The 12,631-nt window shown below is 63.5% G+C and carries 14 protein-coding genes; 5 read left to right on the top strand and 9 right to left on the bottom strand.

Annotation, left to right across the window (positions count from 1 at the left end; all coding sequences use genetic code 11):
* Positions 1–22: 22 nt before the first annotated feature.
* Both LN996_RS09210 and LN996_RS09205 read right to left on the bottom strand, forming a co-directional pair.
* Positions 23–532 (bottom strand): DUF2510 domain-containing protein, encoded by a 510-nt coding sequence (locus LN996_RS09210; RefSeq protein ID WP_231340092.1) that lies wholly within the window; start codon positions 530–532, stop codon positions 23–25.
* Complete coding sequence (locus LN996_RS09205) at positions 529–1,170, bottom strand: DUF2510 domain-containing protein (protein ID WP_231340091.1); 642 nt, start codon at positions 1,168–1,170, stop codon at positions 529–531. Before LN996_RS09205 ends, LN996_RS09210 begins: the two co-directional genes overlap by 4 nt.
* A 102-nt stretch (positions 1,171–1,272) precedes the next feature.
* On the opposite strand from LN996_RS09205, the gene LN996_RS09200 reads away from it, so the two are divergent.
* The 3 genes from LN996_RS09200 (at position 1,273) to LN996_RS09190 (ending at position 5,112) form a co-directional block, all read left to right on the top strand.
* Positions 1,273–1,866 (top strand): hypothetical protein, encoded by a 594-nt coding sequence (locus tag LN996_RS09200; RefSeq protein WP_231340090.1) that lies wholly within the window; start codon positions 1,273–1,275, stop codon positions 1,864–1,866.
* A 60-nt stretch (positions 1,867–1,926) separates the two neighbouring features.
* A complete protein-coding gene (locus tag LN996_RS09195; protein WP_231340089.1) occupies positions 1,927–2,943 on the top strand; it encodes an o-succinylbenzoate synthase in 1,017 nt (338 codons plus the stop codon).
* A gap of 78 nt (positions 2,944–3,021) precedes the next feature.
* Positions 3,022–5,112: a PhoX family phosphatase gene (locus LN996_RS09190; protein WP_231340088.1), complete on the top strand. Its 2,091-nt coding sequence runs from the start codon at positions 3,022–3,024 to the stop codon at positions 5,110–5,112.
* A gap of 70 nt (positions 5,113–5,182) precedes the next feature.
* On the opposite strand, the gene LN996_RS09185 is transcribed toward LN996_RS09190, so the two are convergent.
* The 5 genes from LN996_RS09185 to LN996_RS09165 form a co-directional block, all read right to left on the bottom strand.
* Entirely contained in the window at positions 5,183–6,583 is a 1,401-nt protein-coding gene (locus LN996_RS09185; RefSeq protein ID WP_231340087.1) for a rhodanese-like domain-containing protein, read from the bottom strand.
* Between the two features lie 153 nt (positions 6,584–6,736).
* Entirely contained in the window at positions 6,737–7,033 is a 297-nt protein-coding gene (locus tag LN996_RS09180) for a rhodanese-like domain-containing protein (protein WP_231340086.1), read from the bottom strand.
* 31 nt (positions 7,034–7,064) lie between these two features.
* Positions 7,065–7,406, bottom strand: a complete 342-nt coding sequence (locus tag LN996_RS09175; RefSeq protein WP_231340085.1) for a rhodanese-like domain-containing protein — start codon at positions 7,404–7,406, stop codon at positions 7,065–7,067.
* 21 nt (positions 7,407–7,427) lie between these two features.
* The gene (locus LN996_RS09170; protein WP_231340084.1) at positions 7,428–8,186 is read right to left on the bottom strand and encodes a sulfite exporter TauE/SafE family protein; all 759 of its coding nucleotides are present in this window, start codon (positions 8,184–8,186) and stop codon (positions 7,428–7,430) included.
* Positions 8,183–8,794 (bottom strand): rhodanese-like domain-containing protein, encoded by a 612-nt coding sequence (locus tag LN996_RS09165; RefSeq protein WP_231340083.1) that lies wholly within the window; start codon positions 8,792–8,794, stop codon positions 8,183–8,185. The genes LN996_RS09170 and LN996_RS09165 overlap by 4 nt, the downstream gene beginning before the upstream one ends.
* Positions 8,795–8,916: 122 nt before the next feature.
* Here LN996_RS09165 and LN996_RS09160 point away from each other — a divergent pair, with 122 nt between their 5' ends.
* Positions 8,917–9,174, top strand: coding sequence for a metal-sensitive transcriptional regulator (locus LN996_RS09160; protein WP_231340082.1), 258 nt, complete (start codon positions 8,917–8,919; stop codon positions 9,172–9,174).
* Between the two features lie 43 nt (positions 9,175–9,217).
* On the top strand, positions 9,218–10,927 hold the full coding sequence (menD, locus tag LN996_RS09155; protein WP_231340081.1) for a 2-succinyl-5-enolpyruvyl-6-hydroxy-3-cyclohexene-1-carboxylic-acid synthase: 1,710 nt from the start codon (positions 9,218–9,220) through the stop codon (positions 10,925–10,927).
* Between the two features lie 94 nt (positions 10,928–11,021).
* Here menD and LN996_RS09150 read toward each other — a convergent pair whose 3' ends face one another.
* On the bottom strand, positions 11,022–11,816 hold the full coding sequence (locus tag LN996_RS09150; protein ID WP_231340080.1) for an amino acid ABC transporter ATP-binding protein: 795 nt from the start codon (positions 11,814–11,816) through the stop codon (positions 11,022–11,024).
* Between the two features lie 11 nt (positions 11,817–11,827).
* Positions 11,828–12,619, bottom strand: a complete 792-nt coding sequence (locus tag LN996_RS09145; RefSeq protein ID WP_231340079.1) for an amino acid ABC transporter permease — start codon at positions 12,617–12,619, stop codon at positions 11,828–11,830.
* Between the last annotated feature and the right edge of the window lie 12 nt (positions 12,620–12,631).

Genomic DNA, 12,631 nt, shown 5'->3' with positions numbered 1-12,631 from the left:
CGCGTGTGAGGGGACCGGGCTTTCAGTACCCTAGTTCGTAGAACACCGACTGCATGAAGGGCAGCGCTTTGGCGAACCCTGCGACGATGTAGAGGCCCCACGCTGCAACGATGACTGCAATTGGCCAGAGCCCTCTTCGTGGTGCCACCTTATGAATCACCACGGCTCGTCCAATCACGTAGGGCACACCGCCAAGAAACGACCATGCCCAATTGAAAGGCCGCACGACGCCGCGGTGGACTAGCCACCTGTAGTCGAACACAGCGAGGACCACTGTTGCGCCGTACGTGAGAATCAAGCCGATCATGATCGCGAAATAGGCTGCTGTGAAGATGTAAGTGGGATCGATGGAAAGGTATCCGCTGCTTGCGATGTAGGCGTGAACCTCTGGGTTCCAGGACAGCATCAGGGTACCCACGCCAAAGGGCAGGCATGCGAGTAGCCAGACGAACGGGTTGCCAACTGCCTGATCTGTGGGCAACAAAGGACGTGGTGTTTCCGGCGGGGGATACCAGCCGGGCGCTGCTGTCATGCGTTGACCGAGTACCCCAACTGGGAGTACATCGACTGCATGAAGTTGGACATCCAAATGCCGGCAATCACCAGGCTGATAACAATCACGGCGATGCTGGCCCACACCGGCCACAGCCCCCGTTTGGGCGCCACTTTGTTGACGATCACAGAGCGGCCGATCACGTACACGAGCGCGCTGAGGAACGCCCAAGCCCAGTGGAAGGGACGGACGACGCCGGACTTGAGCAGGCGTTGACGGTCCAGGAAAGCGAAAAGCACTGAAAGCCCGTAGGACAGGAAGCTTGCGCCCATCAGCAGGAAATAGCCGGGGGTGTATATGGAGAAGGGGTCCATGGTGGTAACGCCCTGCCGCGTGGTGATCATCCTGAACTCCGGCTGCCAAGTGAGCAGGAGCAGGACGGAGAGCAGCGGCAGCAAGGTTATTGCCCAGATGAACGGGTTGTACACCGGCGTGTCCGGGCTGAGCTCAGGACGTGGCAGCTGGACGGGCGCCTGGAACTGGGCCGGTGCCTGGAATTGGGCTGGCGCCTGGTTTGCAGTCCAGGCATGTCCGTCCCACCAGCGGACGAACCGCGGGTCCGAAGGGTCCGGGTACCAGCCGGGAGGCGTCGTGGAACCGGGCATTGATTGCGTCATATCTCCCCCACATTGAGTCGTATTCCGAGAATATCGCGATTGAGGTCTCTCGGTTGTCAGGTACCCCTCCCCAGTGTCTGTGTGGTGGTGTATGAGTGGATTATGAGCTTCTTCGACGACCTCCCCGAACCCCCTGCGCGGCCACGACAACCGCAGCCGGTGCGGCCAGGATGGTTCGGTCCGCCGACGGACGAGCTGCCGGGCATCGTGCCTGTTGGTGAGTTTCTCTACAGCAGCCCCAGGATGGTGGTGGCATTGAAGTCGGTGGAGGTTTACTCCACAGGGTGCCTGCTGGACACGGTGTGGTGTGTCCGGCGCGAAAACGAATCAGACCAGGAATGGCGCGACGTCATGGAGCAGAGCTTCAGCCGGCCGGGCCTGCCCGGCATCATGATGGGCGTGGCGTTCCCCGACGGCAGGAAGGCCGTCGCCGCGCATCCCACCCCGTCCATGTTTGAAGGTTCCGAAGACATGGTGGGCCCCGTGCTCACTCATCAAGGCGGCGGTGGTACCGGCGGAAGTGACGAGCAAGTGGATGGCTCCGCGCGGTACTGGTTGTGGCCGCTGCCCGTAGAAGGGGATGCGCAGCTGGTGGCACGCTGGGATGAGCTGGGAATGCCTGAAAGTTCGCTTGTCCTGGCCGGTGACCAGTTCGACGACGCCCTGGGACGGGTGCGGAACTACTGGTCGCCGTAGATTTCCACATAGCCCAATTCGCCTTCCATTGAGGCGGAGGGCCGCCGGTACAGTGGCACCATGCCTGCTCTGCCCTCCCTTGAAGAACTCCGCGACTCCGCCCACGTAGTATCGCTGCCCATGCGCGTGAAATTCCGCGGCATCATGGAGCGCGAGACGCTCCTCCTACGGGGGCCGCTGGGCTGGGGCGAGTTCTGCCCTTTCCCTGAATACGACGACGACGAAGCCTCCCGTTGGCTGGCCGCGGCCCTGGAAGCGGGCTGGCTTGGGTTTCCCCCGGCGCTGAGGGACACCATCCCGGTCAACGCCACAGTTCCTGCTGTCCCTGCCGAACGTGTACCTGACGTGTTGGCTCGCTTCGGCCGTGTGGATGCGGTCAAGATCAAGGTTGCCGAACGTGGTCAGGCCCTGGCAGACGACGTCGCCCGGGTGAATGCAGTACGTAGGGCACTTCCAGACGCTGCCCTGCGGGTGGATGCGAATGGAGGCTGGGACGTAGAGCAAGCAGTGGAGGCCCTGGGCAAGCTGTCCGCTGTTGGCCTTGAGTATGCCGAGCAGCCCGTCCCCACCATTGAGGGTCTGGCCGAGGTGCGCCGTCGCCTCGCTGCTGCGGGGACACCTGTCCTCATCGCCGCCGACGAGAGCGTTCGCAAGGAAGACGATCCCCTTCGGGTAGCCAGAGCCGGTGCCGCGGACCTCATTGTGGTCAAGGTCGCCCCACTCGGGGGAGTCCGGCGGGCCTTGGACATCGTGCACCAAGCCGGGCTGCCCGCCGTCGTCAGTTCTGCGCTGGATACCTCCGTGGGCATCAGCGCCGGGCTCGCACTGGCAGCGGCCCTACCGTCCCTTCCGTACGCCTGTGGGTTGGGAACCGTTTCGCTGTTCGCCTCTGATATCACCCTGGACCCACTGGTGTCCGACGACGGCGCCATCACGTTGCGCGAAAGCGTCGCCGATCCGGGGCTGCTTGAGCAGTACGCAGCATCTGGGGAGCGTCGGGACTGGTGGCTGGACCGTCTACGGCGGGTGCACTCAGTGCTGGAGGGAAACCAGCACGGTTTGTTCACCGATCCTTAACCAGAGAGACCTCTCAGATTCGGATTCCGCTGAAAGGCTCAACGGGAACCTGATACATCCTCTGGAAGGTCTTCCCCCATGTCTGAAACCACCGGACGCACGTTTGCGCTGCTCCCCATGCTCGGCCACACCAAGGGCAAGCGCAGCCCCGTGACGTGTGCCCTGAAGTGCGATAACGCCTGCTCGGGCGATGTCTGCAACACCAGCGCCAACGGCTACTTCCGCGACATCGCCTCAACGGCAATGTCCCGCCGCGCCGCTCTTGGCCTCGGCGCCGCCGGTGCGCTCGCCGTCGTACTCGGTGGTGCTGTAAGCGGTGCCGATACCGCGGTGGCCGACTCCGGCAACGGACTCTCCGAGGCTGCGAAGAAGGGCTTCGAGAAGTCCAAGCTCAAGTTCTCCGCGATCAAGCCGGTCGATGCCGCTGTGGACGCCTTCACCGTGCCCGAAGGCTTCGACTGGAAGCCGATCATCCGCTGGGGCGACCCCCTGTTCGCCGATTCGCCGGCCTTCGACCTCAACGCGCAGACCGCCGCAGCCCAGGCCCGACAGTTCGGCTACAACAACGACTACACGGACATCCTGCCCATCCCAGGTTCCAAGGATCGCCGTGCGGTACTGTTCACCAACCACGAGTACACCAACGAGAACATCATGTTGCCCGTGGGCTTTGACCCCGCCGAGGCACGTGCCATTGGTCGGGCCGGGCACGGCCTGGCAGTGGTTGAGCTCGAACGCAAGAACAAGAACAAGCCGTGGAACTATGTCCAGGGCGCACCCCTGAACCGACGCTTCCTCACGGACACCGTCTACGAACTGACCGGCGCCGCAGCAGGTACCAACCTGGTCAAGACCGTCGATGACCCCGCAGGCCGCTGGATCAAGGGCACGCTGGGTAACTGCTCCGGCGGCACCACCCCGTGGGGCACCATCCTCTCCGGCGAAGAGAACTTCAACGGCTACTTCGCCGCACCGGGCACGAGCGATGGCGACAAACGGTACGGCATCACGGCCAACCCCACCTCGCGTAAGTGGGAACTCGACGAGCCGCGCTTCGATACCCGCAACTCCGGCTACGCCAACGAGACCAACCGCTTCGGCTGGATCGTGGAAGTTGACCCGTTCGACCCCACCTCCACGCCCAAGAAGCACTCCGCCATGGGCCGCTTCAAGCACGAAGGCGCCAACGTCATTGTTGCCCCATCCGGCAAGGTCGTGGCTTACATGGGCGACGACGAGCGCTTCGACTACCTCTACAAGTTCGTCTCCAAGGGCAAGTACAAGGCCGGCGTCTCCAAGGAAGCCCGCAGGAACAACATGGGTCTGCTCTCCGAGGGCGACCTCTACGTTGCCAAGTTCACGGGTGATTCGCCGGTTGCCGAGATCGATGGCTCAGGAAAGCTCCCTGCCGATGGTGCCTTCGATGGCAGCGGCGAGTGGCTGCCGCTGGTTGTCGACGGAAAGTCCGCCGTTCCGGGCATGTCTGTCCCCGAAGTACTGGTCTACACCCGCCTCGCCGCCGACAAAGTTGGCCCCACCAAGATGGACCGCTGCGAAGACGTCCAGCCGAACCCGCTCACCGGCAAGGTCTACGTCGCCTGCACCAACAACTCCGACCGCGGCAAGGCCGGCAAGGAAGGCGCCACGGAGGTCAACCCGCGCACGTTGAACCGCGATGGACACATTGTGGAAATCACCGAAGGGCGCGAGCAGACGGGGACCAAGTTCAACTGGAACCTCCTGCTGGTTGCCGGCGACCCTGCCAAGAACACCTCCACCTACTTCTCCGGATTCCCCACGGACAAGGTTTCGCCGATCTCCTGCCCGGACAACGTGGCGTTCGACTCCGTGGGCAATCTTTGGATCTCCACCGATGGTGCACCGTCCAGCATCGGGTACGCCGATGGCCTCTTCAAGGTCACCCTTGAGGGTCGTGAGCGCGGCAAGGTGGAGCAGTTCCTTGCTGTACCCCGCGACGCTGAAACCTGTGGTCCGATCATCCACGACGAAGAGCGCACAGTGTTCGTCGCCGTCCAGCACCCGGGTGAAGAGGGCTCGTTCGCAGCGCAGAACTCCTTCTTCCCGGATTACGTGCCGGCCGGGGCCACTCCTGCCGCCGGTGCCGTTCGCGCCCCGCGTCCGTCGATCGTGCAGGTCTTCCGCAAGTAACGCCTGCCCCTGATCGTTGAACGAAGGCCCTCTCACCCGCGGTAACTGACGGGCGGGAGGGCCCTAGGCTTTAGGCGGTGGCCAGTGAATTCTGCTGGGCGGACCATGCTGCGTAGCTGCCGTCGAGTTCGACGACGTCGTATCCGGCCCGGCGAAGGGCGCTGGCCGCAACTGAGTTCCGAACGCCGGACTGGCAATAGCTCACGATGGTGCCTTCGGCGGGTAGTTCGTCAAGATGCCACATGACGCGGCCACCGCTGAGCTGGTGGGAACCCGGGATATGGCCGGAATTGTGCTCTGTCTTGTTACGGACATCCAGGACCATGGCAGCGTTGAAGCCGTCGAGTTCCTCCGGCTGGATGAGCTTAGGCGTGAACATTGGCAGGCCGTCGATGCTGGTGAGGAATCCGGCGATGTTGTCGATGCCGACACGTACCAAGTGATCCCACATGTCCTGGGCTGCGCCCTGGTCCGGTGCCAAGAGAACCAGCGGGTTTTTGTCCGTTTCCGGGTTGATCACCCAGGCTCCGTAACTGGCTACCGACTTGCCCGCGGGAACGTTGAGCGACCGGATTACTGTGCTGTGGTGGACCTCAGTGTGCGGGCGGGTGTCGATGAACGTGACCTTGTCCAATGCCAGGTCCTGGGACACCTCCGCGGCGTCCAGCTCCTGAAGAGGCAGGCGTGCGCCCAAGACGGCGGGCCCTTCACGGTTTTCCCGCTTCATCCGTCCGAAGTAAGCATGGGCGTCGGGTTGCCCGTCCAGGAGTTCGTCAACGAATCCTTGCTCGTCGTTCGCTGCCAGGTAGGGTCCCCACCAGGCGTACAGGCGCTCATAGCCCACGGTTGACGAGGGTATGGCCCCGAGGGCCTTGCCGCAGGCGCTGCCGGCACCGTGGGCCGGGTGGACCTGGACGTAGTCGGGAAGGGTCAGGAATTTGTCCCGGAGGCTGGCAAAGAGTTGCTTGGCGCCCTCGAAACGGGTGTCGATTCCGCCCGCGGCCTCATCGAGCAAGTCCGGTCGACCCAAGTCGCCGGAGAAAACGAAGTCCCCGGAGAGTAAGTAGCCTGGCTGGTCGCTGAACGCGCCGTCGGTGACCAGGAAGGAAAGGTGTTCAGGAGTGTGGCCCGGGGTATGCACTGCTTGGATGCTGATGTTGCCCAAGGCGATCCTGTCACCGTCATGCAACCGCTCGCCGTCGAATTCGTACTGCCATTCGGGGCCGCCCTCGCCGGAAACATATATTTTTGCTCCGGTGACGGCGGCAAGTTCACGAGTGCCGGAAAGGTAGTCGGCATGGATATGTGTCTCGGTTACGGCCACGATCTTCATGCCGTTCTTCGCGGCGAGATCCTGATAGACGGCGATGTCACGCCGGCCATCGACAACAATGGCTTCTCCCTTGGCTTGGCAGCCGATCAGGTAGCTGGCATGGGCGAGGTCTTCATCGTAAATGCGCTCGATAAGCATGGTGTGCTCTCCTTCGTGGAGTAGATGACGTAATTGAAACGAATACCCATGGGGGTATATTCCAAGGGGAGTTCGGCCAGCAGTTTTGGTGCGTACGTGCGGTGTCCACTTTGGTGAAAGTGATGTCAGGGTGCCGCTCTGCCGCGTTTTCGTTCAGGTGGTGGCAAGACCGGCCCGGATCCAGGCGATCATGCCCCCGGCCATCGTGTCCGCAGAAAAGCCGGCGCCATTGAGGGCGTCAGCGACGCGGGCTGAACGGTTGCCGCTTCGACATACGGCAATGACCGGGACTTTGTGGTCCAGTTCGGACAGGCGTGCCTGCAACTGACCCATGGGAATGTGGAGGGCTCCGGGAATCATGCCTTCGGCGACCTCAAAGTCCTCGCGGACGTCGAGGATGCAGACGGTGGAGCGCCGCTGCTCTGCTTCGGTGACAGTGATTTCGGCCATTGGATTCTCCTTCGAAAGATAGTGACAGTCGCTAACGGACAGGTTCGCCGGCGCGACGCCAGGCTGCCATGCCGCCGCGTAGCGAGTAGGCGTCATACCCTTTTGTGGCTAGCAGCCGGGCCGCCGAAGCGGACCGTACCCCTGAAGCGCACACGGCGATGACGGGCCGGGATTTCTGGATGCCGGAGGTGCTGGTCTGCAGTCGGTCCAAAGGAATATGCTTGGCCTGCGTGGCGCGGCCGGTTCGCCACTCCTGCGCTGATCGGACATCGATCAGCGTGGCGCCGGAGTCCAGGAGTTCCTTGGCCCTGGCGACGTCGATCGTTTTATAGGGCTTACCGAAGGCCTTTCTGACGGTATCCATGAGTCCCATAGTGTTCTCCTTCTTCCTTGGTTAGGCAGTTACGGCCCCGGTGGTCACCCACGCCGCGACGGCGAAGATGAGTACTGCGAACGAGATGCGGACGTATTTGTCCTTCAGGCGGCGGGCCACCCGGGCGGCGACCAGCGAGCCCAGGATGGCCGGGACGGCGAATGCCAGTGTGGTTGCCCAGTCGATGGTGTACCCGGCAGCGTGCGCGCTGAACCCTGCGGCGGAGTTGATCACGATGATGGCCAAGGACGTTCCGACAGCCTGCTTCAGGCGCAGGCCCAGAAGGATGGTCAAGGCGGGGGTGATGAGGAAGCCGCCGCCAACCCCCAGCAGTCCGGTCAGAAATCCCACCAGCAGCCCTACCCCCACTGCCTTTGGAGCGCAGGATCGGAAGGCCCTGTTGGGGCCCGTGCTGCAGGATCCATCGGACTCGCGGGGCTTGGCGAGCATTCGGATCCCTGCGGCCACCATGATCACCGCAAATGCCAGCATCAGGATGTTTGGATCCAGCAGTCGGCCTACGGCTGCACCACCCCAGGCTGCCGGGATGCCTGCAAGACCGATCAACGCGACGACCGGCCAGTTCAGGCCGTCCCGGACCCTCGGAAGTAGTGCCGCCAAAGACGATACTCCTACCACCAACAGGGACGTCGGGATGGCCTGGGTAGGACTCATGCCCACGCCGTAGACAAGGGCGGGGACGGCGATGATTGACCCACCGCCACCCACCACTCCCAGGACGATCCCGACAATGAGTCCCAGGGCCAGGGCCGGGATCATGCCGCAATGCCCGCTTCTGGTGCCGGAAGCTGGAGGATGGCGCTTTCGCGGGTGGGCTCCTTGGCGGCCTTGTTCCACGGCATGGCTGAGAGGACTTTCCCCATTGCGCAGGTGTTGGTGGCGGCCGAGAAGGTCAGCCCTGTGCCGATGGCCCCGGCTAGCACGCGGATTTTGGGTGAGATGAACTTGCCGCCCACCATGCCCAGCACCACCAAGGAGCCGGCAGCGAGGCGGACCTGGCGCTCCAGGTCCCAGCGGTCCTTGCCCCTCACAACGTCGCCACCGGCGGCGACGAACCCGGGGACCCCTCCGGTCAGAACGTACGCACCTTCAATGCCAGACGCGCCGAGCCGCTGACGGGCCTGCTCGGCGCGTGCGCCTGACTGGCACACCAGAACCACGCGGGAGCCCAGTCTGGCAGCCAGTTCATCGGTATGTTCCGAAAGCAAAGGCAGGGGCACGTTATAGGACCCGCGGATGTGCATGGATTCGAACTCGGCAGCTGAGCGCACATCGATCACCATCAGATCGCGGTGTTCGGCAATCCAGTTGTGCAGTGTTTCCGGGGCGAGCGTGGTGATGGCGGATGCCTTGGTGGGCGACGTCATGGAGAGCCTCTCGAATAGGCGGTAGCGGATACCCCGCCGAGTATTCCAGATACCCCGGGGGGTAGTCAAACACCCCAGGGGGTATATAGTAGTGGGAGATTCCCGACACCTTGGAGAAGCTCATGGAACTCAACCCGGCAGAACTCACACCCGTTATCAACCGGCTCAAGCGCGCCCAAGGCCAGCTCGCGGCCGTCACGCGAATGCTTGAAGAAGGGCGGGACTGCAAGGATGTGGTCACCCAGCTTGCAGCGGTGTCGAAAGCTCTCGATCGCGCCGGGTTCGCCATCATCGCCACTGGCCTTGAGCAGTGCATCACCCAAAAAGACGAAACGATGGATCGAAAAGAACTGGAAAAGCTCTTCCTCTCGCTCGCCTGATTGGGGTGTGATGAGCGTCCACACGCGCCAATAGACTGGACGGGTGACTTCCCAGGACTCTCTGACATCCATCGCCGCCGCCCGGATCGCCGTGACGGCACTGCTGGACGGCGGGGTGCGGCACGTGGTGGTGGCCCCTGGTTCACGGTCGGCGCCCCTGGCCTACGCCCTCGCGGAAGCAGAAGCTGCCGGCCGCGTCCGGCTGCACGTCCGCATTGACGAACGCGATGCCGGGTTCACAGCCCTGGGCCTGGCACTTTCCACCGAGGCGCCGGTGGCTGTGGTAACCACTTCAGGCACGGCGGTTGGCAACCTTCTTCCGTCCGTCATGGAGGCCAACCACTCAGCAGTGCCTTTGGTGGTCATTTCCGCGGACCGGCCGGAGGAACTCCACGGAACCGGGGCCAACCAGACAACCATCCAGCTGGACCTCTTCGGCGACCACGTACGATTCGCCGTCGACATCCCTGCCGGTGACCATCCGCAGAAGGCTGTTGCCACCGCGTTGTATGCCGCCACCGGCGCACTTGAAGACACCCCGCCCGGCCCTGTCCAAGTGAACCTCGCGTTCCGCGATCCGCTGGTTCCCGCGGCCGGCGACGCCCTGCCCGAAACCACCGGACACGGAGTGTTCCATTACGACGCCGGCCCCCAGGTTTTGGATCTCCCGGCAGCATCCAGCGAACTCGCCGAGCGACGCACCGTGGTCCTCGCAGGCCACGACGCAGGCCCTGTGGCTGAAGCATTCGCGCGGGCCCACGGCCTTCCGTTGCTCGCGGAACCGTCCTCCAACGCACGTTTCGGGCCTAACGCAGTTGGGCCGTACCGGGTGTTGTTGGAGCACTTCGGCCCCGAGTCGCCCGCTCCGATCGAAAGGGTGGTCCTTTTTGGCCGGGCAACCCTGTCCCGTCCCGTGGCATCCTTGCTGGCCCGCGAGTCCGTAAGCACAGCCATCTACCAGCCTGTTCCAGTCGCTTGGTATGAGGCGGGCCGACGCCGCGAAACACCCATCGAAACCCTCCCCGAATTGGCCGATTTCGCTGGCCGGGGATCTGCGGAATGGCTGGATTCCTGGCTCCTCGCAGGCGCAGCAGCCCAACACAGCCTTGACGGAGTGCTCGCGGGGGAGACCCTCGCCAACGGTCCCTCCGTTGGTGCAACCGTTTGGGAACACTCCCGCGGTCAGCTGGTCCTCGGCTCCTCCAACGGCATCCGCGACGTCGACCTCGCTGGTCAACCCCACACCGAACCCATCGCTACCGTGCACGCAAACCGCGGCCTCGCCGGAATCGACGGCACCATCGCCACAGCCACCGGCATCGCCCTGGGCAGCGGACGCGAAACCACGGTTCTCCTGGGCGATGTCACCTTCCTCCACGACGCTGGGGGGTTGCTTCTCGGCCACGGTGAACCTGTGCCGGACCTGCGCATCGTGGTCCTCAACGACGCCGGCGGTGCCATCTTCAGCCTGCTCGAGCACGGCGCCGTCGAGGACTCAGGCGCCTACGGCACCGCCGTCGAACGCCTCTTCGGTACCCCGCACTCAGTGGACATTGCGGCACTCGCGGCCGCGTACGGCGTCGGACATCAAGCGGTAAGTACGACGGCGGAACTCGCCGACGCACTCAAGCTGCCGCTCAAGGGGCGCACTATCGTGGAGGTGCGCGTCGACCGGGCAGGCCTGCGGGTGCTCCATGCTCGGATCAAGGAAGCCATCAACGCTGCGGTGGGCCAGGTCCTCACGGCGGGCTAAGCCCAGGCTCGCCGGTGACACAGAACCGGGAGGGCGACACCCACCTATGGGTGTCGCCCTCCCGGTTCCGTGGCGCTAGCGAATCTGCGTGGCGTCAGGCTTCCTCGACACCAATGTGCGTCGGGTCCAGGACACGGCGCAGGAATTCCTTGGTTCGTGGCTGGGTGGGTGCACTGATGACGTTCTCCGCCGGCCCTTCTTCCACCACGACACCGGCGTCCATGAAGACCACGCGGTCGGCGACTTCACGGGCGAAGCCCATCTCGTGCGTGACCACCAGCATGGTCATGCCTTCCTGGGCCAGCTTGCGCATGACGGCAAGGACGTCGCCCACGGTCTCAGGGTCCAAAGCTGACGTGGGCTCATCGAAAAGCATGAGCTGCGGGTCCATGGACAGGGCACGGGCAATAGCCACGCGCTGCTGCTGGCCACCGGAGAGCTGGTCCGGGAATCGGTCGGCGAGGTGTCCCAAGCCAACGCGCTCCAGGTTGTGGCGGGCCACGCCGGCTGCCTCGGACTTGGAGCGCTTGAGGACCTTCATCTGCGAAATGGTGCAGTTATCCAACACGCTCAGGTGCGGGAACAGGTTGAAGTGCTGGAACACCATTCCAACGCTCTGGCGCATTTTGTTGAGGTCCACGTCAGGGTCTGTGGCCTCGAACTTGCCCACGTTGATGGTGCCCGCATTGGGCTGCTCCAGCAGATTGACGCAGCGCAGGAGGGTGGACTTGCCGGAGCCCGAGGGCCCGATCAGGCAAACTACCTGGCCCGGTTCAACGGTCAGCGAGATACCTTTGAGGACCTCGTTGCTGCCGTAGGACTTGCGCAAATCCTTGATGTCGACGCCCGCAGCGCGAACGCTGGACGTGCTCCCAGTGGAGTTATTCATGACTGTCCTGCCTATCGCTTCGTCCGCGCGGAGCGGCTTTCGAACTTCCGTGCCAGGAGGCTCAAGGGGATGGTGATGACCAGGTAGAAAGCGCCGGCCACGAGAAGCGGCGTCAGGCCGGCTCCGAGGCTGGAGATGCCGTCACGGCCGAACTTGGTGAGCTCGTACTGGGACGCGGTGAGGCCCAAGACGTAGATCAGTGAGGAGTCCTTGGTGAGCAGGATGATCTCGTTGGTCAGCGGCGGAAGGACGATCTTGAAAGCCTGGGGGATGACGATGGAAACCATGGCCCGCCACTGCGGCATGCCCAGTGAACGGGCGGCTTCCATCTGGCCCTTGGGCACAGCCTGGAGGCCTGCGCGGAGGGTTTCAGCGATGTAGGCCGAGGCCACCATGCCCAGCGAAACCATGACCACGATGTTGACGTCCCACTGGACACCAAATGCGAGCGGAACGCCGTAGCCGAAGGCGATGAAGACCAACAGTGCAGGAACGCCGCGGAAGAACTCGATGTAGCCCGTGGCCAGCCACCGGTACAGAGGGAAGGTGGAGAGCTTCATCAGGGCAAGCAGGAGGCCGCCGGACAAGCCCACCACGAAGGCCAGCGCCGTGTAGATGAGTGTGTTCTTGAGGCCCACAAGGAAGATGTCCGGGAACATCGGGCCGATCTTGGCGAAGTTGAAGACGCTGTTGCCAACCGTCTTCCAGTCCACGGCAAGGATCACTGCGGCCACGGCCACAACAAAGATTCCGGCCTGGACGTACAAACTGACTTTGGCTCGTTGACGTGCAGTCATTGCCATGGTGTTCTCACA

It is taken from the genome of Arthrobacter sp. AK01 (assembly GCF_021109375.1).
Taxonomy (GTDB): Bacteria; Actinomycetota; Actinomycetes; order Actinomycetales; family Micrococcaceae; genus Arthrobacter.
This window is presented reverse-complemented; position numbering and strand designations above follow the sequence as displayed.

Coding starts and splice junctions, on each gene's coding strand:
- LN996_RS09210 (WP_231340092.1), bottom strand. CDS start 532: ATGACAGCAGCGCCCGGCTGGTATCCCCCGCCGGAAACACCACGTCCT.
- LN996_RS09205 (WP_231340091.1), bottom strand. CDS start 1,170: ATGACGCAATCAATGCCCGGTTCCACGACGCCTCCCGGCTGGTACCCG.
- LN996_RS09200 (WP_231340090.1), top strand. CDS start 1,273: ATGAGCTTCTTCGACGACCTCCCCGAACCCCCTGCGCGGCCACGACAA.
- LN996_RS09195 (WP_231340089.1), top strand. CDS start 1,927: ATGCCTGCTCTGCCCTCCCTTGAAGAACTCCGCGACTCCGCCCACGTA.
- LN996_RS09190 (WP_231340088.1), top strand. CDS start 3,022: ATGTCTGAAACCACCGGACGCACGTTTGCGCTGCTCCCCATGCTCGGC.
- LN996_RS09185 (WP_231340087.1), bottom strand. CDS start 6,583: ATGCTTATCGAGCGCATTTACGATGAAGACCTCGCCCATGCCAGCTAC.
- LN996_RS09180 (WP_231340086.1), bottom strand. CDS start 7,033: ATGGCCGAAATCACTGTCACCGAAGCAGAGCAGCGGCGCTCCACCGTC.
- LN996_RS09175 (WP_231340085.1), bottom strand. CDS start 7,406: ATGGGACTCATGGATACCGTCAGAAAGGCCTTCGGTAAGCCCTATAAA.
- LN996_RS09170 (WP_231340084.1), bottom strand. CDS start 8,186: ATGATCCCGGCCCTGGCCCTGGGACTCATTGTCGGGATCGTCCTGGGA.
- LN996_RS09165 (WP_231340083.1), bottom strand. CDS start 8,794: ATGACGTCGCCCACCAAGGCATCCGCCATCACCACGCTCGCCCCGGAA.
- LN996_RS09160 (WP_231340082.1), top strand. CDS start 8,917: ATGGAACTCAACCCGGCAGAACTCACACCCGTTATCAACCGGCTCAAG.
- LN996_RS09150 (WP_231340080.1), bottom strand. CDS start 11,816: ATGAATAACTCCACTGGGAGCACGTCCAGCGTTCGCGCTGCGGGCGTC.
- LN996_RS09145 (WP_231340079.1), bottom strand. CDS start 12,619: ATGGCAATGACTGCACGTCAACGAGCCAAAGTCAGTTTGTACGTCCAG.